The organism is Clostridium sp., from assembly GCF_050717515.1.
Lineage (GTDB): Bacteria > Bacillota > Clostridia > Clostridiales > Clostridiaceae > Clostridium_AD.
The window spans coordinates 16,247-38,935 of record NZ_JBOITL010000042.1 but is presented as its reverse complement, the minus strand read 5'-3'; the positions used below and the strand labels follow the sequence as shown (position 1 = coordinate 38,935).

The 22,689-nt window shown below is 31.5% G+C and carries 21 protein-coding genes, 1 tRNA gene and 1 other annotated feature; of the genes, 4 read left to right on the top strand and 18 right to left on the bottom strand.

The features are described from left to right. Positions 1 to 40 precede the first annotated feature (40 nt). The 5 genes from ACREV6_RS24475 to ACREV6_RS24455 form a co-directional block, all read right to left on the bottom strand. Positions 41 to 772: a LytR/AlgR family response regulator transcription factor gene (locus tag ACREV6_RS24475; RefSeq protein WP_503417276.1), complete on the bottom strand. Its 732-nt coding sequence runs from the start codon at positions 770 to 772 to the stop codon at positions 41 to 43. Positions 773 to 790: 18 nt separating this feature from the next. Beyond that, positions 791 to 1,012 carry a hypothetical protein gene (locus tag ACREV6_RS24470; RefSeq protein ID WP_431580659.1) on the bottom strand — a complete coding sequence of 74 codons (222 nt, stop codon included), beginning with the start codon at positions 1,010 to 1,012 and terminating at the stop codon, positions 791 to 793. A gap of 41 nt (positions 1,013 to 1,053) precedes the next feature. After that, the gene (gene floA / locus ACREV6_RS24465) at positions 1,054 to 2,046 is read right to left on the bottom strand and encodes a flotillin-like protein FloA (protein ID WP_431580658.1); all 993 of its coding nucleotides are present in this window, start codon (positions 2,044 to 2,046) and stop codon (positions 1,054 to 1,056) included. A 58-nt stretch (positions 2,047 to 2,104) separates the two neighbouring features. Then, positions 2,105 to 2,623 (bottom strand): NfeD family protein, encoded by a 519-nt coding sequence (locus ACREV6_RS24460; protein WP_431580657.1) that lies wholly within the window; start codon positions 2,621 to 2,623, stop codon positions 2,105 to 2,107. A 134-nt stretch (positions 2,624 to 2,757) separates the two neighbouring features. Continuing rightward, complete coding sequence (locus ACREV6_RS24455) at positions 2,758 to 3,618, bottom strand: sensor histidine kinase (RefSeq protein WP_431580656.1); 861 nt, start codon at positions 3,616 to 3,618, stop codon at positions 2,758 to 2,760. A gap of 226 nt (positions 3,619 to 3,844) precedes the next feature. Between ACREV6_RS24455 and ACREV6_RS24450 the strand changes: the two genes are divergently transcribed. Further along, the gene (locus ACREV6_RS24450; protein WP_431580655.1) at positions 3,845 to 4,165 is read left to right on the top strand and encodes a DUF1540 domain-containing protein; all 321 of its coding nucleotides are present in this window, start codon (positions 3,845 to 3,847) and stop codon (positions 4,163 to 4,165) included. A 74-nt stretch (positions 4,166 to 4,239) separates the two neighbouring features. Here the strand turns inward: ACREV6_RS24450 and ACREV6_RS24445 are convergent, their stop codons facing one another. From ACREV6_RS24445 to argS, 3 genes are all read right to left on the bottom strand, one after another. Next, on the bottom strand, positions 4,240 to 4,785 hold the full coding sequence (locus tag ACREV6_RS24445) for an NADH peroxidase (RefSeq protein ID WP_431580654.1): 546 nt from the start codon (positions 4,783 to 4,785) through the stop codon (positions 4,240 to 4,242). 112 nt (positions 4,786 to 4,897) lie between these two features. Further along, positions 4,898 to 5,578: a pseudouridine synthase gene (locus ACREV6_RS24440; protein WP_431580653.1), complete on the bottom strand. Its 681-nt coding sequence runs from the start codon at positions 5,576 to 5,578 to the stop codon at positions 4,898 to 4,900. A 41-nt stretch (positions 5,579 to 5,619) separates the two neighbouring features. Continuing rightward, positions 5,620 to 7,386, bottom strand: a complete 1,767-nt coding sequence (gene argS / locus ACREV6_RS24435; protein WP_431580652.1) for an arginine--tRNA ligase — start codon at positions 7,384 to 7,386, stop codon at positions 5,620 to 5,622. A gap of 132 nt (positions 7,387 to 7,518) precedes the next feature. Then, positions 7,519 to 7,766 (bottom strand) — a binding site (T-box leader). A 396-nt stretch (positions 7,767 to 8,162) separates the two neighbouring features. On the opposite strand from argS, the gene ACREV6_RS24430 reads away from it, so the two are divergent. Together ACREV6_RS24430 and ACREV6_RS24425 are read left to right on the top strand one after the other, a co-directional pair. Continuing rightward, on the top strand, positions 8,163 to 8,726 hold the full coding sequence (locus ACREV6_RS24430) for a sigma-70 family RNA polymerase sigma factor (protein ID WP_431580651.1): 564 nt from the start codon (positions 8,163 to 8,165) through the stop codon (positions 8,724 to 8,726). Further along, positions 8,723 to 10,186 carry a hypothetical protein gene (locus ACREV6_RS24425; RefSeq protein ID WP_431580650.1) on the top strand — a complete coding sequence of 488 codons (1,464 nt, stop codon included), beginning with the start codon at positions 8,723 to 8,725 and terminating at the stop codon, positions 10,184 to 10,186. The genes ACREV6_RS24430 and ACREV6_RS24425 overlap by 4 nt, the downstream gene beginning before the upstream one ends. A gap of 125 nt (positions 10,187 to 10,311) precedes the next feature. Here ACREV6_RS24425 and ACREV6_RS24420 read toward each other — a convergent pair whose 3' ends face one another. From ACREV6_RS24420 to ACREV6_RS24400, 5 genes are all read right to left on the bottom strand, one after another. Beyond that, a complete protein-coding gene (locus tag ACREV6_RS24420; RefSeq protein ID WP_431580649.1) occupies positions 10,312 to 11,325 on the bottom strand; it encodes an isocitrate/isopropylmalate dehydrogenase family protein in 1,014 nt (337 codons plus the stop codon). Between the two features lie 4 nt (positions 11,326 to 11,329). Further along, positions 11,330 to 13,264: an aconitate hydratase gene (locus ACREV6_RS24415; protein ID WP_431580648.1), complete on the bottom strand. Its 1,935-nt coding sequence runs from the start codon at positions 13,262 to 13,264 to the stop codon at positions 11,330 to 11,332. A gap of 43 nt (positions 13,265 to 13,307) precedes the next feature. Further along, positions 13,308 to 14,660: a hydroxymethylglutaryl-CoA lyase-like TIM-barrel protein gene (locus tag ACREV6_RS24410; protein ID WP_431580885.1), complete on the bottom strand. Its 1,353-nt coding sequence runs from the start codon at positions 14,658 to 14,660 to the stop codon at positions 13,308 to 13,310. 423 nt (positions 14,661 to 15,083) lie between these two features. Continuing rightward, the gene (locus ACREV6_RS24405; protein ID WP_431580647.1) at positions 15,084 to 15,926 is read right to left on the bottom strand and encodes a CPBP family intramembrane glutamic endopeptidase; all 843 of its coding nucleotides are present in this window, start codon (positions 15,924 to 15,926) and stop codon (positions 15,084 to 15,086) included. 265 nt (positions 15,927 to 16,191) lie between these two features. Further along, on the bottom strand, positions 16,192 to 17,439 hold the full coding sequence (locus ACREV6_RS24400) for a hypothetical protein (RefSeq protein ID WP_431580646.1): 1,248 nt from the start codon (positions 17,437 to 17,439) through the stop codon (positions 16,192 to 16,194). 302 nt (positions 17,440 to 17,741) lie between these two features. On the opposite strand from ACREV6_RS24400, the gene ACREV6_RS24395 reads away from it, so the two are divergent. Continuing rightward, positions 17,742 to 18,710: a TIM barrel protein gene (locus tag ACREV6_RS24395; RefSeq protein WP_431580645.1), complete on the top strand. Its 969-nt coding sequence runs from the start codon at positions 17,742 to 17,744 to the stop codon at positions 18,708 to 18,710. A 37-nt stretch (positions 18,711 to 18,747) separates the two neighbouring features. Here ACREV6_RS24395 and ACREV6_RS24390 read toward each other — a convergent pair. The 5 genes from ACREV6_RS24390 to ACREV6_RS24370 all read right to left on the bottom strand — a co-directional run bounded on the left by ACREV6_RS24390 (position 18,748) and on the right by ACREV6_RS24370 (position 22,566). Next, positions 18,748 to 18,823, bottom strand: a tRNA-Pro gene (locus ACREV6_RS24390). A 574-nt stretch (positions 18,824 to 19,397) separates the two neighbouring features. Then, positions 19,398 to 19,721 (bottom strand): zf-HC2 domain-containing protein, encoded by a 324-nt coding sequence (locus ACREV6_RS24385; RefSeq protein WP_431580644.1) that lies wholly within the window; start codon positions 19,719 to 19,721, stop codon positions 19,398 to 19,400. Further along, entirely contained in the window at positions 19,718 to 20,239 is a 522-nt protein-coding gene (locus ACREV6_RS24380; RefSeq protein WP_431580643.1) for an RNA polymerase sigma factor, read from the bottom strand. Before ACREV6_RS24380 ends, ACREV6_RS24385 begins: the two co-directional genes overlap by 4 nt. A gap of 19 nt (positions 20,240 to 20,258) precedes the next feature. Continuing rightward, positions 20,259 to 20,567 carry a zf-HC2 domain-containing protein gene (locus tag ACREV6_RS24375; protein ID WP_431580642.1) on the bottom strand — a complete coding sequence of 103 codons (309 nt, stop codon included), beginning with the start codon at positions 20,565 to 20,567 and terminating at the stop codon, positions 20,259 to 20,261. Further along, complete coding sequence (locus tag ACREV6_RS24370; RefSeq protein WP_431580641.1) at positions 20,560 to 22,566, bottom strand: hypothetical protein; 2,007 nt, start codon at positions 22,564 to 22,566, stop codon at positions 20,560 to 20,562. The genes ACREV6_RS24375 and ACREV6_RS24370 overlap by 8 nt, the downstream gene beginning before the upstream one ends. Between the last annotated feature and the right edge of the window lie 123 nt (positions 22,567 to 22,689).

The following is a 22,689-nucleotide window of genomic DNA, read 5'->3' as shown; positions in this document are numbered from 1 at the left end:
AAAAAGTAGCATAGGAGTGTTTTCCCATGCTACTTTTTCACTATAAACTAAATATATCCTTTAGAACCTCGTACCGCACGTGGGTAAGAAGCGCATCTTTATCTGTATTTTTTAGTTTTATCACATAAGTCCATCTACCATAAGGATAAATCTTATAAATCATAGAAAGATTTATAATATATGATTTGTGACTTCGAAAAAATTGATTTTTATCTAGTCTTTCTTCTAATTCACTTAATGCTTCAGAGGTAATATAACTATTATCTACAGTGTAAATAACCGTATTTCTATCTTCTCTCTGAATAATAACTATATCTTTTGTATCTACAAAACTTATACCTTCTTTATTTTTAATTAATATTTTATTTAGACCATTTTCATGGCGAATTATTTTGTGCATTACCGCCTTATTTTCCTCACCATTTAATGTTTTAATACGGTTTAAAGTTTGATAAACCCTATCTAATTTAAAAGGTTTTACAAGATAATCAAAAGCATAAAGTTGAAAAGCATCTGTCATATAGGTAGCATGTGCAGTAGCAAAAACTATTATGGTTTTAGGATTTACATCTATTATTCGTTTTGCGCATTCTATTCCATTAAGTTTGGGCATTTCCACATCTAGAAATACAACTTGCGGCCTTGCTTCTTCGACAAATGTGAGGACAGCCTCACCATCAGCTGCCTCTCCTATTAATTTAAATCCTTCTACTTTTTCGATGGCTTTTCTAAGAATCATTCTCATGCCCTGTTCGTCGTCTCCTATTAACACTTTAAATTCCAACAGTAATCACCGTTTCCTTCTCTTTGACTTTGGTTTACCAAATATTTCGGAATACACCATTGCTTGCATAATGTTTTCTTCTTTGAAGTCTAAATCTAAATATGATAATTCTTCTTCTTTCTCAACTTCCATTTGCTGAGGTTCAGGACTTCCATTCTTAATTGTAGTTAAGTCAATATAACCCTCGCATTCCATTGATTCTTTATTTTCAGACTCTTCTATGTCCATTTCTATTAGCTCTCCATTGATTATAGATTTAAACATAACTTCTACCCCTCAATATTCTTAGCTGCAGTATTCATATTTTCTTTCTTTTTACTCTTTCCGCCCTTAGAAATGGCTTCTCTCATATTCGTATCTGATATTACATTTTGCATATCATAATAATCCAAAACTCCCAGCTTGCCTTCTCTTAATGCTGCTGCTAGTGCTCTTGGGATTTCTGCTTCTGCTTCCACTACTGCTGCTCTCATTTCCTGCTCTTTTGCCACTGCCATGGCTCTTCTTTCTTCTGCTTTTGCCTGGGCAATATTTTTATCTGCTTCAGCTTGAAGTGTTTGAAGTTGGGCACCAATATTTCTTCCAACATCTATGTCTGCAATATCAATGGATAATATTTCATAAGCAGTACCTGCATCTAGTCCTTTTGCAAGAACTGTTTTAGATATAGCATCGGGATTTTCTAAAACCTCTTTATGCGAATTCGCAGTACCTACTGTAGCTACTATGCCTTCCGCAACCCTAGCAAGCACTGTTGCCTCTCCCGCTCCCCCTATTAATCTATTTAAATTGGCTCTTACTGTTACTCTTGCCTTTGCTAAAAGTTCAATTCCGTCCTTTGCAACTCCAGAAACATTTGGTGTTTCAATAACTCTTGGTGTTACACTCATTTTTACTGCTTCAAGTACATCTCTACCAGCAAGATCGATAGCTGCTGCCCTTTCAAAAGACAAATTCATACTTGATCTTTGAGATGCAATTAACGCATTTACTACTGCTTGAACATTCCCTCCAGCTAAATAGTGGGCTTCTAATTGATTTACGCTTACTTCTACTCCACCCTTTGTTGCTTTTATTAGTGGTAGCACAATCTTCTTAGGTGAAACCCTTCTGAGTCTCATACCTATCATAGTTGAAAAACTAACCTTTACATTTGCAGCTACAGCTGAAATCCATAATCCCACTGGTATAAAACTGAAAAACAAAGCTATAAAACACGCTATAACTCCTATAATAATAACTATAGCAATATTACTTTCCATAATGTTACCCCCTTATATCTCTTTATAATAATATTAATCAATATATACTTTATTACTCTCAATGATTACTTTTAGTTTCAGTAAGTACTCTTACAACAATCCTTGGTCCTTCTACTTTAATGATTTTAACCTTGGTATTCTCAGTAATAAATGCCCCTTCTGACACTACATCCATCTTTATTCCATTTATCTCTGCAATACCTGATGGTCTTAAAATTGTTATTGTAACACCTTCTTGCCCTACAAAGTATTCCAAATCCTCTGTGCCAATGTATCCATCTTCCTTTTTTTGAGTTTCATGCAAAATAAGAATTTTTGAAAGACGTCCTTTTGTTACAGATTTCAAAACAAAATTAAGCATTACTCCGAGTATTGCAATTATAATGCCTAGAAGTACCAATACCTCCATAACGCTATTAGAAGCAAGTACTACCCCTACAACAAGAAGTATTGCACCTATAATTCCTGGTATACCAAACCCCGGGTGAAACATCTCTATAATCACAAATATGAACCCAAATGCAAAGCACATAATAGCAATCCCACTTATATTGGACAAAAAACTTATTAATTCCATACCACCACCCCCTTAAAAATCTATATGTTTCCCTTATGACAATACAATACACCCTATCTATTTTTTAAAAAATAGATAATTGCTAAAGAATACATATGCTTGTTTAAAATGTCATATTTACAGTATTGTATTTTTTATCGTGGTACCCACCCTTCAAAAATAGTAGCCTCATTATCACTAAATATTTCAATATCCCCCTCATATTTTTGAAGGATTTCTTTTACAATAGATAATCCCATTCCTTCGCCTTTATCTCCCTTTGTAGTAGCTCCAGTGTCAAAGACTCTATTAATCCATTCTTCGCAAATCTTAGGACCATTGTTTTTAATCCTAAATCTATAGGTCTTTAAATCCTCAAATAGCTCAATTTTAATAATCTTATTTTCATCCCTCTCTTGAAGTGCGTAAATAGCATTATCAATAATATTACCAAGCACTCTGCAAAACTCCCAGGCTGGCACTCTTAAATCTTCTAGTGCAGAGGTTACTACAATCTCTGTTTTAATTCCTCTTTTTTCTCCATAGAGTATTTTTGCTTGAAGCAATGCATTTACTGCAGGATTTGAGGTTTTTAATACCTTGTTTATCCTTTGAATATCTGTAAACACCTTTTCAATATATCCTGTGGCTTCAGTGTATTCTTCCATTTCCATTAAACTATATACCACCTGTAAATGATTCATAAAATCATGCCTTTGACCTCTAAGGGTTTTATTTAAGTCTTCTAACTGTCCCAAAGTATCCTTTAACATACTGTACTCAATTTTATGTTCATTTAAAGACCTAATATCTTTAACAACGAAAAAACTGTTAATAACGCCAAGAATTATCAATACATATATAATCAATTCTCCATTATTAAATTTTTCTTGAAAATTCATAAGATTTTCATTGAAATAATTGTATAACACCACTCCTAAAATGGTTATAATTTGAATTATATTTAAAATAATTACTGTTATTATAGTCTTATTAATGTTTAATTTCTTCTGCATATATTTCTAGTGCCTCCTGTATTTTACACTTTATAGTTTACCAAATAATATATCATAAGGGAATGTTTATTATTTAGGAACTTTATACTTCACTGAAGTTTTCTCTTTATTGTAAATATTTTATTTTATTTATGGTTAAACTTCTTAATAGATATATTAATAAATCTAAAAAAATAGACTATCATACTAGTTAGTCTATTTTTGAAGGTGCCTAAGGAGGGATACTATGTCAAAAATCAACTGTAGTGTTTCAAATTGCTCACATAATAATGAAAATACCTGTTTTGCTAACATAATAAATGTTGGTGGTAAAAGTGCTAAAAAAGATTGTGACACTTGTTGTGCTTCTTTTTTAGACTCCAAAATCTATAGCGATCTTACAAATAATATTAATGAAAGTGGTAACCAGTGTAGCGCAATTACCTGTAATGTAGGTACCTGCACCTATAACTCTAACCATCTCTGCAATGCTAAGTCTATAGATGTCAGCGGCGATAATGTTAATCTGTATTTAGAAACTAACTGCTTAACTTTTAAAACGGAATAAGAAAATAATTTTTATAAAAGATAAAGGATTCCTTAGTATGGCTACAATTCGTAGCACTAAGGAATCCTTTATCTTTATTTATCGAAATATCTTTCTAAAAGCCCTTTAAAAGCTCTTCCATGCCTTGCTTCATCTTTACACATTTCATGTACTGTATCATGAATAGCATCCAGATTTTTTTCTTTTGCAAAAGCTGCAAGCTTTTTCTTTCCAGCACAGGCTCCATATTCAGCCTCAACTCGCGCCTTTAAATTTTCTTTAGTATTCGCCTTTACAACTTCCCCTAACATCTCTGCAAACTTAGATGCATGCTCTGCTTCTTCAAAAGCAATTCTCTTATACGCCTCACCAATTTCTGGAAATCCTTCTCTGTCTGCCTGCCTTGACATGGCAAGATACATACCTACTTCTGTGCATTCAGCTATAAAGTTGGCTCTTAGATCACTTATAATTTCACTATCAACATCTGCTGCCACACCAATTCTATGTTCATCTGCCCAGGTTAAGTCATCTTTTACCTCATTAAATTTACTGGAATCAGCCTTACAAATTGGACATATGGCTGGCGGTTCATTTCCTTCATGGATATATCCACATACAGTGCAAACAAATCTTTTCATTTATACTCCTCCTAAACTATATAATTATTCAATATAGTATTTTTCTTTTTTATATATTTTAGTCAAGTATTATAAAGATTGCATTTAACAAATGCATAATAACTTATTACTTTTATCCATTTTTTAATTCTATTACCTCTTTGTCTGTTAGGTAACGCCAATTGCCATTGTCTATTCCCTCAATTTTTATATGCATAATTCGAATTCTCTCTAGTTTCACAACTTTGTATCCGAAAGCACTGCTCATTTTGCGGATTTGCTTATTTAGTCCCTGGGTTAAAATAATACGAAAAGTATCAGCGCTTACTCTATCAACTTTGCAAGCCCTTGTTATAACACTACAAATTTCCACGCCTTCAGACATTCCTTTAATAAAAAGGTCATCAAACGGCTTATTAACAGTTACTATATATTCTTTCTCATGTTCATTTTCCGATTCTAAAATTTTATTTGCAAGGTCTCCATCATTTGTCATTAATATTAACCCTTGAGATGCTTTATCCAGTCTACCCACAGGGAAAATATATTCTGGATAATTCATAAAATCGATTATATTGCTTTCCACACTCTTTTCAGCAGTACAGGTAATTCCCACTGGTTTATTTAGTGCAATATAAATTTTATCTTTCACCGGGATAGGCTCATTATCAATAAGAATAATATCCTCTTCTTCCACCCACTGACCAGGCGTTGCAAGCTTCCCATTTACTATTATTCTATTTTCCGCGATAAGTCTATTGGCCTCTGTTCTGGAACAAATACCATGATTGCTAAGAAGTTTATTTATTCTCATTTCTATATCTTTATCCTTTCGATATAATAGCTTATTTAAAATTACATCTTGTCAGGTGTTTCAATTCCTAGTAAATCAAGACCTGTTTCAATAATTCCCTTTGTTAGGTTAATTAAATTTAACCACGACATACGCTTCTCTAAATTTTCTTCTTTTAATATCCTGTTTTCATGATAAAATCTATTGAATATATTTGAGGTTTCAAAGAGATATTCACAGATTTTATGTGGAGCTCTTTCTATAAAGCTGCTTTCAATCATTTCATTAAATTTAGAAAGTTTAAGCATAAGATCTCTTTCAACATCACTAGCTGGTCCTAAAATTACATTTGATAACTCCACATTTTCAATTTTTGCACTATTTAAAATAGATTTAATTCTTACAGCAGTGTACTGAATATATGGACCTGTATTTCCTTCAAAAGAGGTAAATCTATCTAAATCAAATACGTAATTCTTTGCAGCTTGATTTGATAAATCACCATATTTAAGTGCAGATACCCCAACTTTTTTAGCAATCTCATCCATATTTTCAACGGATATATCAGCATTATTTCCTTGTGACTTTTCTTTTACCTTATCCTGAATTGTTTGGATTAAGTCCTCTAGCCTCATTACTCCGCCATCTCTTGTTTGGAAAGGCTTTCCGTCTTTGCCATTCATGGTTCCAAATCCGATAAATTCAAGGCTTATATCTTCCTTAACTATTTTTGATTTTCTTGCACATCTAAATATCTGTTCAAAATGAAGTCCTTGCCTTTTATCAACTACATATATTATAACATCCGGGTCATAATCATCTACTCTTTCCCAAATAGTTGCAAGGTCTGTTGTGCTGTATAAGCTTGCTCCATCAGACTTAAGAACCATAAATGGTGGCACAGTGCATGTGTCATCTTCTTTTGCAACATCAACCACAAGAGCACCTTCACTTACATAAGCATAGTTGTTTTCTTTTAAATAATTAACTAGCTTTGGAATATACTTTTGGCAGTCACTTTCGCCCTTCCATAAATCAAACTCAACATTTAAGTTTCCATAGTTTTTCTTTAAATCTGCAACAGATATATTAATTATATGTCTCCATAATGCCATGTAACCTTCTCTTCCATTTTGAAGTTCGAATGTAGCATTTCTTGCTTCTTCCATAGCTTTTTCATCTTCTTTAGCACGTTTACTTCCTGCAGGATAAATATCTTCTAATTCATTAATAGTAAATGGAGCCTCAGATGGATATTCTCCTTTAAAATTCTCATCAAAATAAGGTAATTTGCTCTGACGTCTTTTAAGTTCTGTAATTACCTTACCTATTGGCAACCCCCAATCTCCTAAATGAACATCTCCTATTACATTATGTCCGAGGAATCTTGATATACGTTTTATACTTTCACCAATTATTGCAGGGCGTAGATGTCCTACATGGAGTGGTTTTGCAACATTTGCTCCACCGTAATCCACTATAATAGTCATAGGTTTTTCAGCCTTTTCGCAGCCATATTTTTCACCCTTGTAAATGTCATTAATATAGCTTGTTAGGAAACTATCTTTAACACTAATATTAATAAATCCAGGCCCTGCTATAAATACTTTTTCAAAAGCAGCTTCATTTTGTAATTCTTCCATTACCTCCCTTGCAATCATTATAGGAGCTTTCTTATATTTTTTTGCTGCAGCTAGTGCTCCGTTACATTGGAATTGGCTTAAATCAGCACGATTAGACACCGCAACTGCACCATACTTTTTATCGTAGCCAAGCTTTTCAAATTTTTCTTTTACAATATTATTTAGAATGTGTATAAGTTTTTGCATATTATACCTCCCTTTTTTAGTGCCACCCACGTGGCAAGTGGCAAAAGTGACAAGCTCTAGTGTATAGATGTTATCCATGATCATTTGCGCAAGCGGTTTCTTATATAAGAACAAAAAAACCGCCTCTTAAATATAAGAGACGGATTATATCCGTGGTACCACTCAAATTGACTATATATCACAAGCCTTAAATTGTTACTAATAATACTTGATAAATATAATAGTCCGCTTAAAACTTTAACGCAGTTAACGACTTACCTTACTTGATTTTCAGGCAGCTTCTCCGAGGCTCTCTTCTTTTTTTATATTCTATGGGCCTTACACCATCACCCACTCGCTTTAGACATCTAAAAAAGTACTCTTCTCTTCATAGAATCTATATTGATTTATACAATAGTATAATATTGTAAAATTGTTTTGTCAATATAAATCATTAGCTCCGTCTGCCACTGCTTTTAGCGGTTTAATTTCCAATTTTAAATTCTGCTTTAACTTTTCGTTAGAAAAATCTAGCGAAAATCCGAAATTTTAATACTACATTTAGTAGCATATAAGTTATAATAACTACAAATTAACTATAAGCAATTATATCAAAATTTCAACATTAATTTCATATAATTACATATTATCAAAATAAGCATTACCATTACTAGTGAGTAACCACTTTAAAATTATATTGATGTTATAAAAAATTACCAAATATTTTGGGAGATTTTCTATTAACTTTCGTATATATGAATGTAAAACAAATAAAACATAAGGAGGCATGGGAATACATGATTAATGAAAAAAATTTTATTAATGAACTTAAAGCTAAAAATCAACTTGCATTGGAATATATGATTAACAATTATTCATCTTATGCATTTAGTATATGTAGTGCAATCATAGGTAATCATGGAACACTTGAGGATATAGAAGAATGTGTTAGCGACATTTTTGCTTTAGTTTGGGAAAACTCTTACAAATACTATGAAGAAAAAGCAAGTTTTAAAACTTGGCTCACTACCGTTACTAAATATAAAGCAATAGATTTCAATCGAAGATTAGTTAAAAATCTAAATTATGTTGCTACTGATAATATTGACAACATATATTGTGAAAGTGTTGAAAATGAACTGATTTCAAAAGAAGCTTCTAAAGAACTTCTATTATGTATTAAAAATCTAAAAGGAATTGATAAAGAAATATTTATCAAAAGGTATTTTTTTAATGAATCTATTGAAGATATGGCTAAAAGCTATAATATTTCTAGACAAGCAATAGACAATAGATTGTATAGAGCAAGAAAGATTTTAAAGAATATGTTGATTTCTAAAAATGAGGAGGTTTTAATATGAACTCTAAACAAGATGACTTTTTAGATATTATAAGCGAATTAGATGATACTGAGTTAAACTCCTTAATGGATAATATGAAAACAAATAAAACACTAAATGAAGCATCAAAAGCAAGTCTAGATAAAATAAAAACAATAACCTACAATAAAATAAACAAAGATACTAATAAGAAGATTTTACAAATAAATAGTAAAAAGAAAAGATTTTTTTCACCAAAAAAAATCGTGGCAACAGCTGCGGTGCTGATATTGCTTATACTGCCTTTTTCAAGTAATGTAATTGCTGATATAAAAGGTCTCTTTAAATATATACCTGGCAATAACCAAGTTACTGAGATTAAAAGTAATGGAGAGGTTTTTATATTAAAGAAGCCAGTAAAAGTAACCACTAAAAATGGGTATCTTGAAGTAACCTCTTTAGTTATAGATAATGACAAAAATCTTGTTAGCATAGCAGCACGTGGAGAAGAAAATGAATTTAAAACCTATCTCCCTAAAATTAAAGCAAATATTAAACTAAAAAACCAACAAATAATTGAATTAAATTATGGTTCATATGGTGGTGGAAGTGATCCTGATAAGTGGCATTGGGATATGGATTTTTCCTCTATTGATAAATTAAAAGAGCCTTTGGATTATGAAGAAGGAGATCTTGTAGAGATAGTTCTTGAATTTGAAGATAAATCAAATATAACAGTTCCAATAAAACTTGAAAAAGCTAAAAGCTATGAAGCTTATAAGGAAATTGGACCTACCTGTGTTAAAAATGATTTAAGCATAACCGCTGTTCCATTGTGGTATGATGATAAGCTTAATATAAATCTGTTGCCTTCATGTACAAATCAAAATATTTTTGCAAATTATAACCCAGAGTATAGCTACTTTGGTAGTATAAATGAACCTATTACATTAATAGATAAAGACAATAATAAGCATCAAAAAATTGCTAATGATCATACCGAACCCTTTGAATTAAATTTTAATGTTAAAGAAAAAGAAAATAATTCATATAAATTAAATATACCATATGTAAAAACTACTTATAATCATAAAGCAACTCACAAAATTGTACTTCCTAAAGTAGGTGAAAAAATCAATTTTAATAATGAAGCAATAAATTTAGGCGAATTTAAGTTAAAGTTTTTATCAGCAGAAAGAAAAGTTGAGAATGAAGTTATAATAGATATTGATACAGGGTATGATGATAATAAAATAGAGTCTTTATGGAGCGTTGACCTCTTTAGCCATAATGGTTCTATATTTAGGAAAAATGATTATGATGGATACCAAACCTATTATTTTGATAATTCTAATAAAAGGCCTCTTCCCCCTTTAAAGCAGTGGGTTATAAAGTTAAATCATCCTAATTCATCTGACTTAACTCTTACTATAGGATCATTTAGTACTATAAAAAAAGGGCCCTGGATAATTGATATACCAGGAGAAGCTATCAAAAGGTAGGATTATGTTTAATCTATCATTTTATAAATCCTTTTAACCAAAAATCTAAAAGAAATAACTCATAGGCAATGTGCCCATGAGTTATTTTTTTGTAAACATTAAATCATCACCTTGCTGCTTTAATATTAATTATTTAATTTTTCCATTTTATCAATAACAGCTTCCGCAAACTCCTGTGTTCCAGTGTTCCCACCTAAATCACAAGTTAAATATTTTCCCTCTTTTAAAACAGCTTCCACAGCTTTCTCTATTTTATTCGCGGCTTTTACTTCCCCTATATATCTTAGCATCATAACACCAGATAAAATGCAGGCAGTAGGATTAGCTATGTTTAAACCCGCTATATCTGGTGCAGATCCGTGAGCTGGCTCAAAAACCGCACCCTCTTCTCCAATATTCGCACCTGGAACTAGTCCAAGCCCTCCAATTAGGCCTGCTGCCATATCTGATAGAATATCTCCGTATAAATTAGGCATTACAAGCACATCGTATTTTTCTGGATTCATTACAAGCTTCATGCTCATAGCATCAACTATAACATCTCCAAAGGCTATATCTTTGTGATTTTCTGCTATATTTCTTGCGCATTTCAAGAATAATCCATCAGATAGCTTCATAATATTTGCTTTGTGAACAGCTATTACTCCTTTTCTATTCTGCTCTTTTGCCAATTTAAAAGCATATTCTACTATTCTATCACTAGCTTTCTTGCTTATTATCTTTATGCTCTCTGCAATATCTTCTGTAATCATATGCTCTATTCCTGCATATAAATCTTCACTATTTTCTCTTACTATTATTAAATCTACATCTTCAAATCTTGATGGAACCCCTGCAAATGTTTTTATAGGTCTTATATTAGCATAAAGATTTAATTCCTGTCTTAATGTAACATTAACACTTTTAAATCCCTTACCAATTGGTGTAGTTACAGGACCTTTAAGCGCAATTTTATTTTTTTTAATACTTTCTAAAACGTAGGCAGGTATAGGAGTATTAAACTCCTCTATAACCGAGGCGCCCATACGTACTATTTCCCAATTAATTTGGACTCCACTATTTTCTATTACTTTAACTGCAGCCGAGGTTACTTCTGGTCCAATTCCATCTCCAGGTATAAGTGTAATATTATGTTCCATGCTTCTACTCGCCATCCTTTTTCTTGTTTTTCATAAGATTTATTAAGCCACCGTATATCAGCATCTCTTTTTCTCTTTGTGTTACTTCAGGTAGAGTTTTATACTTAACTCCTTTTGTTATATTACGTACAATAACAATATCTCTTTTAATCTGCTCCGCGGCATCTTCAATAATTAATTCATCCATAATATCTATATCTTCATAATCATGAGTATTCTCAAATACTAAGGGGATTATAGCATTATTAATTAAATTAGCCTTATGAATTCTTGCGAAAGATTTTGCTATAACAGCCTTAATACCTAAATAAAGAGGTGCAAGGGCTGCATGTTCGCGGCTGGAGCCTTGACCATAATTTGTACCTGCAATTATAATTCCACCGCCGTTTTCTTTAGCCACAGCTGGGAAATTCTCATCGCAGGGCGTTAAACAAAATTCTGCCAGGTACGGAATATTAGACCTAAAGGGCAGTAGTTTAGCATTTGATGGCATTATATCATCCGTTGTAATGTTATCCTGTAATTTAGTTAAAACTTTCCCACCCACATTTTCTTTTAATTTTTCTGCCTTAGGAAATGGTTTTATATTAGGCCCTCTTTTTATTTCTATATCGGTGCCATCTTCTGCTGGACTTATTATTAAATTATCATTAATTGTGAATTTTTCTGGCATATCCACTTTAATGGATGTTCCAAGCTCCCTTGGATCCGTTATATACCCTGTAAGTGCCGATGCAACAGCCACTTCTGGGCTCACAATATAAACCTTAGCTGACACAGTTCCAGATCTACCTTTAAAGTTTCTATTAAAGGTTCTTAGTGATACTGCATCTGTTGAAGGTGCTTGACCCATTCCTATACATGGACCACAGGCACTTTCTAAAATTCTTGCACCAGCATCTATCATATCAGAAAGTCCACCATTTTTAGAAAGCATACTTAAAACCTGTTTTGAACCTGGTGCAATAGAAAGTGATACTTCTTCAGGTATATTTTTTCCCTTAAGTATTTTTGACACTTTCATCATATCAACATAGGATGAATTAGTGCAACTTCCTATTAACACTTGCTCTACCTTTATGTGTTTTAGTGATGATACAGGAACTACCTTATCAGGACTATGAGGACAAGCAGCAAGAGGTTCAATCAAGGACAAATCTATTTGGATTGTCTCATCATATACTGCACCCTCATCTGCCTTAAGCTCTACATAATCACTTTCTCTATTTTGTGCACTTAAAAATTCATAGGTTATCTCATCACTAGGGAAGATTGAAGTAGTGGCTCCAAGTTCTGCTCCCATGTTTGTAATAGTTGCTCTTTCTGGTACGCTTAGAGTTTTAATACCTTCTCCAGCATATTCAAATATTCTATTAACCCCACCCTTAACTGTTAATCGTCTTAATAATTCTAATATAATATCTTTAGCTGAAACCCAAGGACTAAGTTTTCCTAGTAACTCTACCTTTACAATTTTAGGCATTGTTATATAGTATTCTCCACCGCCCATAGCAACGGCTACGTCCAGTCCTCCTGCCCCTATAGCAATCATACCTATGCCTCCACCTGTAGGAGTATGACTATCAGAACCAAGCAGTGTTCCACCCGGAACTCCGAATCTTTCTAAGTGAACTTGATGACAAATACCATTTCCCGGTTTAGAAAAATATATGCCATGTTTTTTAGCGACAGTTTGTATATACAAATGATCATCTGCATTTTCTGGGCCAGTTTGTAAAATATTATGGTCTATATAGGCAACAGATTTTTTAGTTTGGACTTTATGGATTCCCATAGCTTCAAATTGAAGATAGGCCATTGTACCTGTAGAATCCTGAGTTAACGTTTGATCTATTTTGATTGCAATCTCAAGACCCGTTATCATCTCACCTTTAACTAAATGAGCCTTAATTATCTTTTGTGCAACAGTATATGCCATGATATCCCTCCATTTATTCTTATATATTTCAAGTTTAAAATATCTAACAAGCCTTAGTATTTTGTTTTTTTATATTTAACTCTGGAATGATATCTTTTACAATTGATTCTAGCTCCTCATTTTTCATTACAGTGTTTCTACCAGTCTCATATTGTTTATCTACCCATTCTTTTATAATATTAATTCTTTCATCTTTTTTACCTATCTTGCCTTTTCCCTTTAATCTAAAATAAGTATTAACCCAAGCCGCTATACCTGCATGTCCTGAATGTTCATTAATAGCAACTACAATTGGTCTACCTAATATTTTATCAGTATCAAAAATATTATATATTTCTTCATCCTTTAATATTCCATCCGCATGTATACCAGCTCTGGTAACATTGAATTCACTACCTACAAATGGTGTTCTAGGTGGAATACTATATTTAAACTCACCTTCAAAATACTTACCAATTTCAGTTATAAGCTTTAAATTCATATTTTTTACATTTCCTTTTATTTGACCATATTCTATAATCATAGCTTCCAGTGGGCAGTTACCAGTTCTTTCACCAATACCAAAAAGCGAAGTATTTATAGCTGAGCATCCATGAAGCCATGCTGTAGTAGCATTTGATACTACATTATGAAAATCATTATGTCCATGCCACTCCAGATACTCAGCCGGAACACCCGCATAAACTCTTAATCCATGTATAATATGTTGAACACTTCTTGGTAGCTGCGTTCCTGAATAAGGTAATCCAAGTCCTAATGTATCACAGGCCCTAATTTTTATCTTAATACCAGATTTCTTAGAAAGCTCCATAAGTTTTTGTGCAAAGGGCACTACAAATCCAAAGAAATCAGCTCTAGTTATATCTTCAAGATGACATCTTGGAACTATTCCATTTGATAAGGCTTCTTCCACAAGTGAAAGATACAAATCCATTGCTTGTGGTCTTGTCATATTTAATTTTTTGAATATGTGATAATCAGAACAAGACATAAGCATTCCCGTTTCCTTAAGTCCCATATCTTTTACTAACTTAAAGTCTTCCTTATTAGCTCTTATCCAGGAGGTTACCTCTGGAAATTTATATCCTCGCTCCAAACATTTCCTAGCAGCATTCCTATCCTTTTCAGTATATAAGAAAAATTCTGTTTGTCTAATTATTCCAGAATTATTATCAAGTTTGTGTAAATAGTCAAATATTGTAATAATTTGTTCCTCAGTGTAGGTGTCCATAGCCTGCTGTCCATCTCTAAATGTAGTATCTGTAATCCAAATATCTTCAGGTATAAACATTGGAATCTGCTCACTTCCAAAAACTACCTTTGGAATTTCTGAGTATGGGAATATATCTTTGAATAACATAGGCTGCTGTTCATGCTTTGCCTGTAAATTGATCATTCCCATCCTACGCGTATCATTATAATTTGTTATTTTCAGCTTATTCATTTGTTATCCTCCTTGATCCTTTTTCTTTTTTAACTATTATATATAATTATTTTTATGAATTGTATGAGTATTAAAATTTCAATTTAATGATTATTATATAGTCAAAAGACAGTTTTGTAAAGGTATTATGCAATATCATATGATTAATCCGTCATTTTTTCAAATAATAACTCTCTTAAAAACTAAATCTACAAGTAATTTTCCATCCATAACAATATATTCCTTTACTCTAAAATTATAATTATGTGTATTTAAAAACAATAATTATGATAATCTAAACCAAGCATTCAATATAAAATACCAATAAAATAAATAGAGTCTTGCATTATAAAGATAATTATCTTTATAATGCAGGACTCTATTTATAACTTAATATTATATTTCTATAAATTCTTTGTATATGTCTAACACATCTCCTGGTTTATTTCGCCTATACCATCCATAGGCAGCAATTAAAATCGAAATTCCCACAATAAAAGCTGCACCACGTATTAATATAGCATACTTACCTACTATTAGTTGGAAGCCTCCTGAAATTGTGATTCCCACAGAATTATTTATAAAGTGTGCAAATATACATAAATAAATGGACTCTGTATTTAAGTATATAGCGCCAATTATCAAGCCTAGCAAAAAGGCATTTATCCCCTGTGGAATATTCAAATGGACCAACGCGAAAAATAAGGCCGATACTATAAGTGCTAATTTGGGGTTTATTTTACTCGACATGCCCTTTAGCAAGATTCCTCTAAAAACAATCTCCTCATATATAGGTGCTATAACAGCAATACTAAGTACCAAAACAACAGGTGAAATAGCCAAATCCTCAAAGCTTTTATTTATAAAATCGGGCATAGGTATCTTGTTTACCAAGTAAATTAAGCTATTATCATATGCTAAACGAAAGCCTATAATAATCAAAGCAACATAAATAAATTTCTTTATATTTAAATTCCTTTTACGCAGTTTTTCACATGAATCTTTACTATACCAATTTAATAAAATAATAATAACAAAATATTTAACTAGTACCCCTGCAACAAAGTTTATATATGGTGCTATATTTGAAGATTGTCTAAAAAATAAATTCATTATTACTATAGGTATTTGTCCTAAGAGTTCCAATAAAACCGATAGAAGCATTACAAGAAAAGCTTTAATTATAGTCATTTGTTTAATACTTATAGCTTGATTTTCTATATTTCTTAAAAATTTCATAATACCACACTCTCTAACTTATTGTATTTTTTAATCAACTTGAAATTTAAGCTATTTTAAGTATACTATATATTTGTTAAAATGTCGTTAATTTACTCCACAGCAACTGCTGAAAGTCGCGCATTATATTTGCAAATTAAAAGATTAGAAAAATGAAATTTTACTAGCAGCTTATACAATAAAAAGGGTATACTAGATTTATTCCTAGTATACCCCTTCTTATATGTGGTTAATTTATCATCTTCCATGCCGAAATGTGGTTAAACTATTTACACTTTTCACCTTGCATATGTCTATCTAATCCATCTTGCTTGTCAGCACCAGGACCTACTTTATCAGCTTGAGCCTGAGTTATAATTCCACTATCTACAAGAGCTTTTAATGGATTAATATGATTATCCTTGTTTGCATCCATATATGCTTTGCATTCTTCCTTTGTCATAGCTTTAGTCTTTTCAAAATCTGCTTTCTTTGCAGCTTGTTCTTTAACCATAGCAGCTTTAATTTTATCTGATTGATCTTGAGTTATAGTCTTATCCGTTACAAGCTTTGCTAAATTTGTTTCTAAATCTGACTGTCTTTTAGCATCCCTTTGAATTTGCTCACTAGATTTTAGAGCATTCGCCTTTTCCTGTGTCAATATCTTGCTAGTAACCAATTCTTTATAAAAATCTGGTTTTTCCGTTTTATTCACTTCTTTGTTATCCTTAGTTTTAATTTTGCCACTTTGATATGCTAAAATTTTATCGCTTTCTGCCTGTGTAATTATGTTTGAGCTAACCGCCACTTTAAGTGTAGCTTCTAGTTGGACTTTAGGTTGTCTAAATTCCTTTCCAAAAGCTGCCTTCCCCTTTGATTTTCCAGGACCACCAAAGCCTATTTTTTCAGCTTGAGCCCGAGTTATAATTCCACTATCTACAAGAGCTTTTAGTGGATTAACATGATTTTCTTTGTTTTCATCCATATATGCCATGCGTTCTTCGGGGGTCATTGCTTTAGTCTTTTCAAAATCTACTTTTATCGCAGCTTGTTCTTTAATCATAGCAGCTTTAATTTTATCTGATTGATCTTGTGTTATAGTCTTATCAGTTACAAGCTTTGCCAAATTTGTTTCTAAGTCTAATTTCATTTTAGCCTCTCTTTGAATTTGCTCACTTGATTTTAGAGCATCCGCCTTTGCCTGTGTCAATACTCCATTACTCACTAGTTCTTTATAAAAATCAGGTTTTTCGCCTTTATTCACTTTTTTATTATCTTTCGTTTTAATTTTGCTACTTTCGTATGCTAAAATTTTATCGCTTTCTGCCTGTGTAATTATATTTGAACTAACACCTAATTTAAGTGTAGCTTCCAGTTTACCTTTTTGTTGTTTAAACTCATTTTTAAAAGGCGCCTTTCCATTAGTACTTACTGGTTTAGTAGTTGTTGCAAAAGCTAAACTAACAGAGGATAAAAGCATGCCTCCTGTTATTAATCCTGTTACTATTTTTGTTTTTAAAGATATACTTTTCATATTAATCTCTCCTCATTTATAATTTATTTTGTTTCTATACTTTATATCATATCCACTTATCATGTCAGCGCCGTGTCAACATTATGTGTATTCCGTGTATTTTGTGTAAATTGTTAAAATGAGGAGATTATTCTTTATTTTATTATGTAATATATAATTATTTACAATGTTTTCTGTGAAATTAAACCATCATATATTTCTTATAAATCAATAATTTAAAAAATATATGATATACTATTTTCAAGGTAGCAATAGCTTAACAATCAGAATTTGAAATAAGCATGAAAATGGGGGAGTACTAATTGCTAAAACTTATAAATCTTTCAACCTACAAATGTGATATGGATAGGTTTCATGACAATAGCTCAGAGATAACAAATTTATTAGAAAAACATAATATAGATGGGATAGAGCTTTTGAATTCTTTAATGTGGAATGAAAATATTATTCCGAGTAGTATAATTCGCGGTGTGCATCTAAAATACTTTCCTACATGGCTTGATTTTTGGAACAATAACGAAAGTGAATTATTAAGGCAGTTTGGTAGCTATGAAGAAATAAAAAATTATTATGGTGGAATAACTAGACAAAGCATAATAGATCATTATAGAAAAGAAATACAACATGCTGATAAAATCAGTGCTGAGTATGTGGTTTTTCATGTGGCTCATGTACAAGTTGAACATACATATACTTACGATTTTACATATACTGATGAGGAAATTATAGATGCAACAGCCGAATTAATAAATGAAGTTTTTAAAGGTTTAAATACAAATATAAAACTATTATTTGAAAATCTATGGCTACCTGGTTTAACATTTCTGAGCAAAGATATGTTATTAAGATTATTAGAAGCGGTTAATTACTCTAATAAAGGATTTATGCTAGACACTGCTCACTTAATGAATACTAATTTTGCCCTTACCAATGAAAAAGATGGAATACAATACATTTTAGATACAGTAAATAATCTTGGTGAATTAAAGAAATTTATAAAAGGTGTACATCTTAACTGCTCCTTATCAGGTGAATATGTAAAAGAGCAAATACAAGCAAATCACAAATATAAATTACCCTTTAATGAAATGCAAGAAAATGTACTTTTTCATATAATGAAAATAGACATGCATAAGCCATTTAGTGATACAGATGTAAAAAAAATCATTGATTTCATTAAGCCACAATATGTTATATATGAATTTATAACAAGGTCTTTGGAAGAGTTGGAGGAGTATATTACAATTCAGAATAAAGCGTTACAAATATAATAACGAAAAAAAGAGTTGTCATAAGACAACTCTTTTTTGGTCGGGGTGACAGGGATTGAACCTGCGACCTCATGGTCCCAAACCACGCGCGCTCCCAGCTGCGCTACACCCCGCTAACAGTTTTAATTATACTAAAGAAATTCATAAATGTCAATAATATTAACAAATATTGCTGTAATAGACACTTTAATTAGTTTTAAGACATCATTTCATTTTATTATTTAATGTATCCTTCATTCCTTAATAAGGTCTACTACTAATTATCTATTTATGTCTATATATGTTTTTTTATCCACAATTATTGCAAGATTATTGGTAATTATAAAGCATTTAGATTTGCAGGTGCAGTTGGTGCTTGTGTATCTGGTTCTATCGTTGAAACCTATACATCATCTACATTTGTTGTTACTGTCAAACCACCTCTTGCCTCTGACACATTATCAGTTGCATCTTTTGCCTTTATAATATCTTCTTTTAATGGTATAGCATTTTCTGTTGTTGCTATACTATTTTTCGGCGTTTCTATTTTAGCTATATTTTCATTATTTAAGATTATATCTTTTCTTTTAAAACTTAAATCTATATTTAAAAAGTTAATATTATTTTTTTTATTCTATATTTGCTTTCTTCTTGGCCAAAAAAAGAGGGGGACAGTAAGCATTAGCTTAGCGTCGCCAGGTAGTGTATTTACATTTTTAGAATCATACCAATAGAAATAATTATTATATATACCGCTAAGAAAATAGCCACACCTCTTAATATAAGATTACCATAATATTTCCTCCAAAATTCATGTTCTGTATCAGGCTTATAACTATCTTCACACTTATTAACTATAGGCTCAACTGAATTTACAGCTTCCTTAAGCCCTATGTCTTCATGCATATCATCATAAAGCATTTTACAATTAGGACAATTTTTAAGATGTTCTTCTACTAAATTAATGGTTTCTATCCTGCATAGTTTTTCTTCATAAAGAGGTAGCAAGTCTCTAATTACACTGCACTTCACAGTAAATCACCTTCTTTTTCAAAGATTGTCTTAAACTGAATTCTCGCCCTGTAAATAGTAATCTTAACCTTAGATAAACTCCAATTTAAAGTGCTTGCTATCTCCACATAGGATAATTCATTAAGTTCACAGAGAATTAATACCGTTCTATATTCATCTTTTAGTTTATATAATATTCTTATTACTCCTTCAGACTTTTCTTTGTTTTCTATAATAGCCTCAGGGTTACCGTCTATTGCCACTAAAGAGCTAATTATATTTTGCTCCATGGGAACACTCTCAATTTTTATCTCTTTTCTATACCAAGATACATATACATTATGCGCTATACTATAGAGCCAAGTTTTTATAGATGACCTCCCCTCATAAGAATTAAGTGATTTAAATGCTTTTAAAAACACTTCCTGGCAAAGTTCTTCGCTGACATGATAATTAGTTGTTTGATAATATAAATATTTATAAATATCTACCCTGTGTTTTTTATAAATATCCTCCAGTGTCTTTAATTTCTCCTTCATAGCATTGCACTCCTATACTTCACACAAATATCCATATTGATGTCCATATGGCGAGCATTATTACTGCTACCAACCCAATTGTTATAACTATTCTAGCCTTTTTTATTGCTTTTTTATCTTGTTCAAATGTTGAAGTATCCACCTGGATGCTACAACTGGATTCATTAGGTTCAATATCTGCCTTATGACTTTTTATCCACTCAAAGCAATCAGCACACTCTACAATATGCCTTTCCATCCAAATCTTTGTTTCTTCCTCCACCATTCCATCTATATAGGAAGGATATAAGTCTTTAAACAAAGAACACAAACTTTTCTCTCTATTCATTTCTTAACCCTCCCTTATAGTTTTGAAGAGCATTAGTCTCTCCAGTATTTACATCAACAAAATATATATGATGCTCTCTGCTCATATAAGGCATAACAATCACCATCCACTTTAGCTTAACACCACCACTTGGCTGCAATTCCTCAATAAGTTTAGCTCTTTTGGCGTATACATTGAAGGCTTTATATTTATTAGTTACTAGCTTAATTGCTTTATTTTTCGAAACCTTAAACTCTTTTTCATTATACACCGTACTATTTTTATCATTAAATTCTCTATAAGCGCTAAGTTTACCTTCATTATCCAGATTGATATGCATGCCGCTAGTTATTCCTTTATCTTCATTAATAAATGAATAGCCGTAATATTTATTACTAAGATTATATTTACTTTTCTCATTATTGGGAATTATTTTTCCATACAATTCTAGGGCTTTGTCCTTATACTTTTCATATAGGGCTTCATCGAATTCCGCTCTATTTTGTTTGTTACGCTGAAAACCTCGCACAGTACCGTCTTTAATATCTAACTCTAGAGAATTACCATTATCACAGATTAAACTTAATGTATTATATTTATTTTCATAATTAAAATCATATCCATCAAATGCATAAGCTGGAACTTTTTCTCCAAGCTTTTGATACCAGGTGCTTATACTTTTTTTTATTGCTTTTTCATCAATCTTAATTTCCTTATAATCTTTTAAAGCTAGTGAGCTACCGACCCCAACCACCTCACTAAGCTTTCCATTTTTAAACCAGCTAACTTGTATATTATTTGAATGCTCTAATTTATTTGATTTACCATTGGAAAATTTATCTTTAATTAACACTTCATATCTATCATCTTTCTCTTCAATATTCATTTCTGTTTTTTTAGCTTGATAGCTATAGCCACATTGTTTTAAAAAGAGAATTGTTTTATCCTTAACTTCATCAAGTTTTAATGTGCCAGGCTGCTTCGCTTTCTTTAAATTATTATTGTGAATTTGAACTACTTTTCCTGTCTCCTCACTAACATCCACATTATAATCTCCTAGAATAATATAGAAATAATTGTAAAAGTCCATTGAGGTTCCTGCATTTAATACAAATTTACTTTTATCATCTCCTAATGCAGTTCTAGCTGTATTTTCAGCCTCTTGCACCGTAGCTAACTTGATACTTTTGTTGAATAACATGTAACCCTCAATGTTCTCATTGCTTCTCATAGGATTGATTCCACAAAAGGTCAACCCCAATATAGTGATTGCTAAAATAAAGATTGCTGAACTTAGTTTTAACCTTTTCCACAAAATCTTTGTACTTTTAACTTTTATGTACTCAACTATATGCCTTGAACCTTCGTACAATCCTAGCAATAATAGAAATACTGGAAGTGCATAAGGCTCCTCGTCCATTAAACAAAGTAAGATAACCACTTCTGGAATTGCTACTATAAAAAATATACTATACCATTTGATGTTTTGCTTCCAGTATACTTGAAAAAATAGATAGATCATTAAAATCATAATAAACAATATCCCTAAATATAAAAGACTCATTAAGTTAAATCTTTCTTTTGGCAAATAAATTGCTGCTGAAGTAAAGGTATATATAATAGGTAAACTTACCATTGCTATATCAAAGCTGTGAAAAAAGCCTCTGAATTTATTTATCCCTATAGTAAGAACATCATAAACACCAACTACAATAACATAGGCAAAAAATATATAATTAGAAAGTTGAACCACAACATACTCTGGTCCTCCATAATAACTTAGCAGCGGACTTATTTTAGTGTGATGAGCAAATTCCATTGTAAAACCTATAAACATTAAACCCCTTATAGCTACGCCTATCCAAATCATATATTTCTCGTAGCGCTGTGACTTGAAAAACAGATGATAAATGGAAAATATAGCTGTAAAAACAATACATATCCCTATTAACTTAATTGAAAAATCACTTAATATAACTAAGTTCTGAAAGTGATCGACTACCCTTTGTAAAAATGTCATATATGTATAATCTCCTTTTAATTTATCGCTATAGCAAAGTTTTTTTTGAAGCTTCTTCTATATAGACGCAGAAAACAAAAAAAAGTTACACTACAAAAAAATAATCCCACACATTATATGTAA

Excerpts from the sequence above, each read along its gene's own strand:
- ACREV6_RS24470 (WP_431580659.1), bottom strand. The coding sequence starts at position 1,012 with ATGGACATAGAAGAGTCTGAAAATAAAGAATCAATGGAATGCGAGGGT.
- floA (WP_431580658.1), bottom strand. The coding sequence starts at position 2,046 with ATGGAAAGTAATATTGCTATAGTTATTATTATAGGAGTTATAGCGTGT.
- ACREV6_RS24460 (WP_431580657.1), bottom strand. The coding sequence starts at position 2,623 with ATGGAATTAATAAGTTTTTTGTCCAATATAAGTGGGATTGCTATTATG.
- ACREV6_RS24455 (WP_431580656.1), bottom strand. The coding sequence starts at position 3,618 with ATGCAGAAGAAATTAAACATTAATAAGACTATAATAACAGTAATTATT.
- ACREV6_RS24450 (WP_431580655.1), top strand. The coding sequence starts at position 3,845 with ATGTCAAAAATCAACTGTAGTGTTTCAAATTGCTCACATAATAATGAA.
- ACREV6_RS24445 (WP_431580654.1), bottom strand. The coding sequence starts at position 4,785 with ATGAAAAGATTTGTTTGCACTGTATGTGGATATATCCATGAAGGAAAT.
- ACREV6_RS24440 (WP_431580653.1), bottom strand. The coding sequence starts at position 5,578 with ATGAGAATAAATAAACTTCTTAGCAATCATGGTATTTGTTCCAGAACA.
- argS (WP_431580652.1), bottom strand. The coding sequence starts at position 7,386 with ATGCAAAAACTTATACACATTCTAAATAATATTGTAAAAGAAAAATTT.
- ACREV6_RS24430 (WP_431580651.1), top strand. The coding sequence starts at position 8,163 with ATGATTAATGAAAAAAATTTTATTAATGAACTTAAAGCTAAAAATCAA.
- ACREV6_RS24425 (WP_431580650.1), top strand. The coding sequence starts at position 8,723 with ATGAACTCTAAACAAGATGACTTTTTAGATATTATAAGCGAATTAGAT.
- ACREV6_RS24420 (WP_431580649.1), bottom strand. The coding sequence starts at position 11,325 with ATGGAACATAATATTACACTTATACCTGGAGATGGAATTGGACCAGAA.
- ACREV6_RS24415 (WP_431580648.1), bottom strand. The coding sequence starts at position 13,264 with ATGGCATATACTGTTGCACAAAAGATAATTAAGGCTCATTTAGTTAAA.
- ACREV6_RS24410 (WP_431580885.1), bottom strand. The coding sequence starts at position 14,660 with ATGATCAATTTACAGGCAAAGCATGAACAGCAGCCTATGTTATTCAAA.
- ACREV6_RS24405 (WP_431580647.1), bottom strand. The coding sequence starts at position 15,926 with ATGAAATTTTTAAGAAATATAGAAAATCAAGCTATAAGTATTAAACAA.
- ACREV6_RS24400 (WP_431580646.1), bottom strand. The coding sequence starts at position 17,439 with ATGAAAAGTATATCTTTAAAAACAAAAATAGTAACAGGATTAATAACA.
- ACREV6_RS24380 (WP_431580643.1), bottom strand. The coding sequence starts at position 20,239 with ATGAAGGAGAAATTAAAGACACTGGAGGATATTTATAAAAAACACAGG.
- ACREV6_RS24375 (WP_431580642.1), bottom strand. The coding sequence starts at position 20,567 with ATGAATAGAGAGAAAAGTTTGTGTTCTTTGTTTAAAGACTTATATCCT.
- ACREV6_RS24370 (WP_431580641.1), bottom strand. The coding sequence starts at position 22,566 with ATGACATTTTTACAAAGGGTAGTCGATCACTTTCAGAACTTAGTTATA.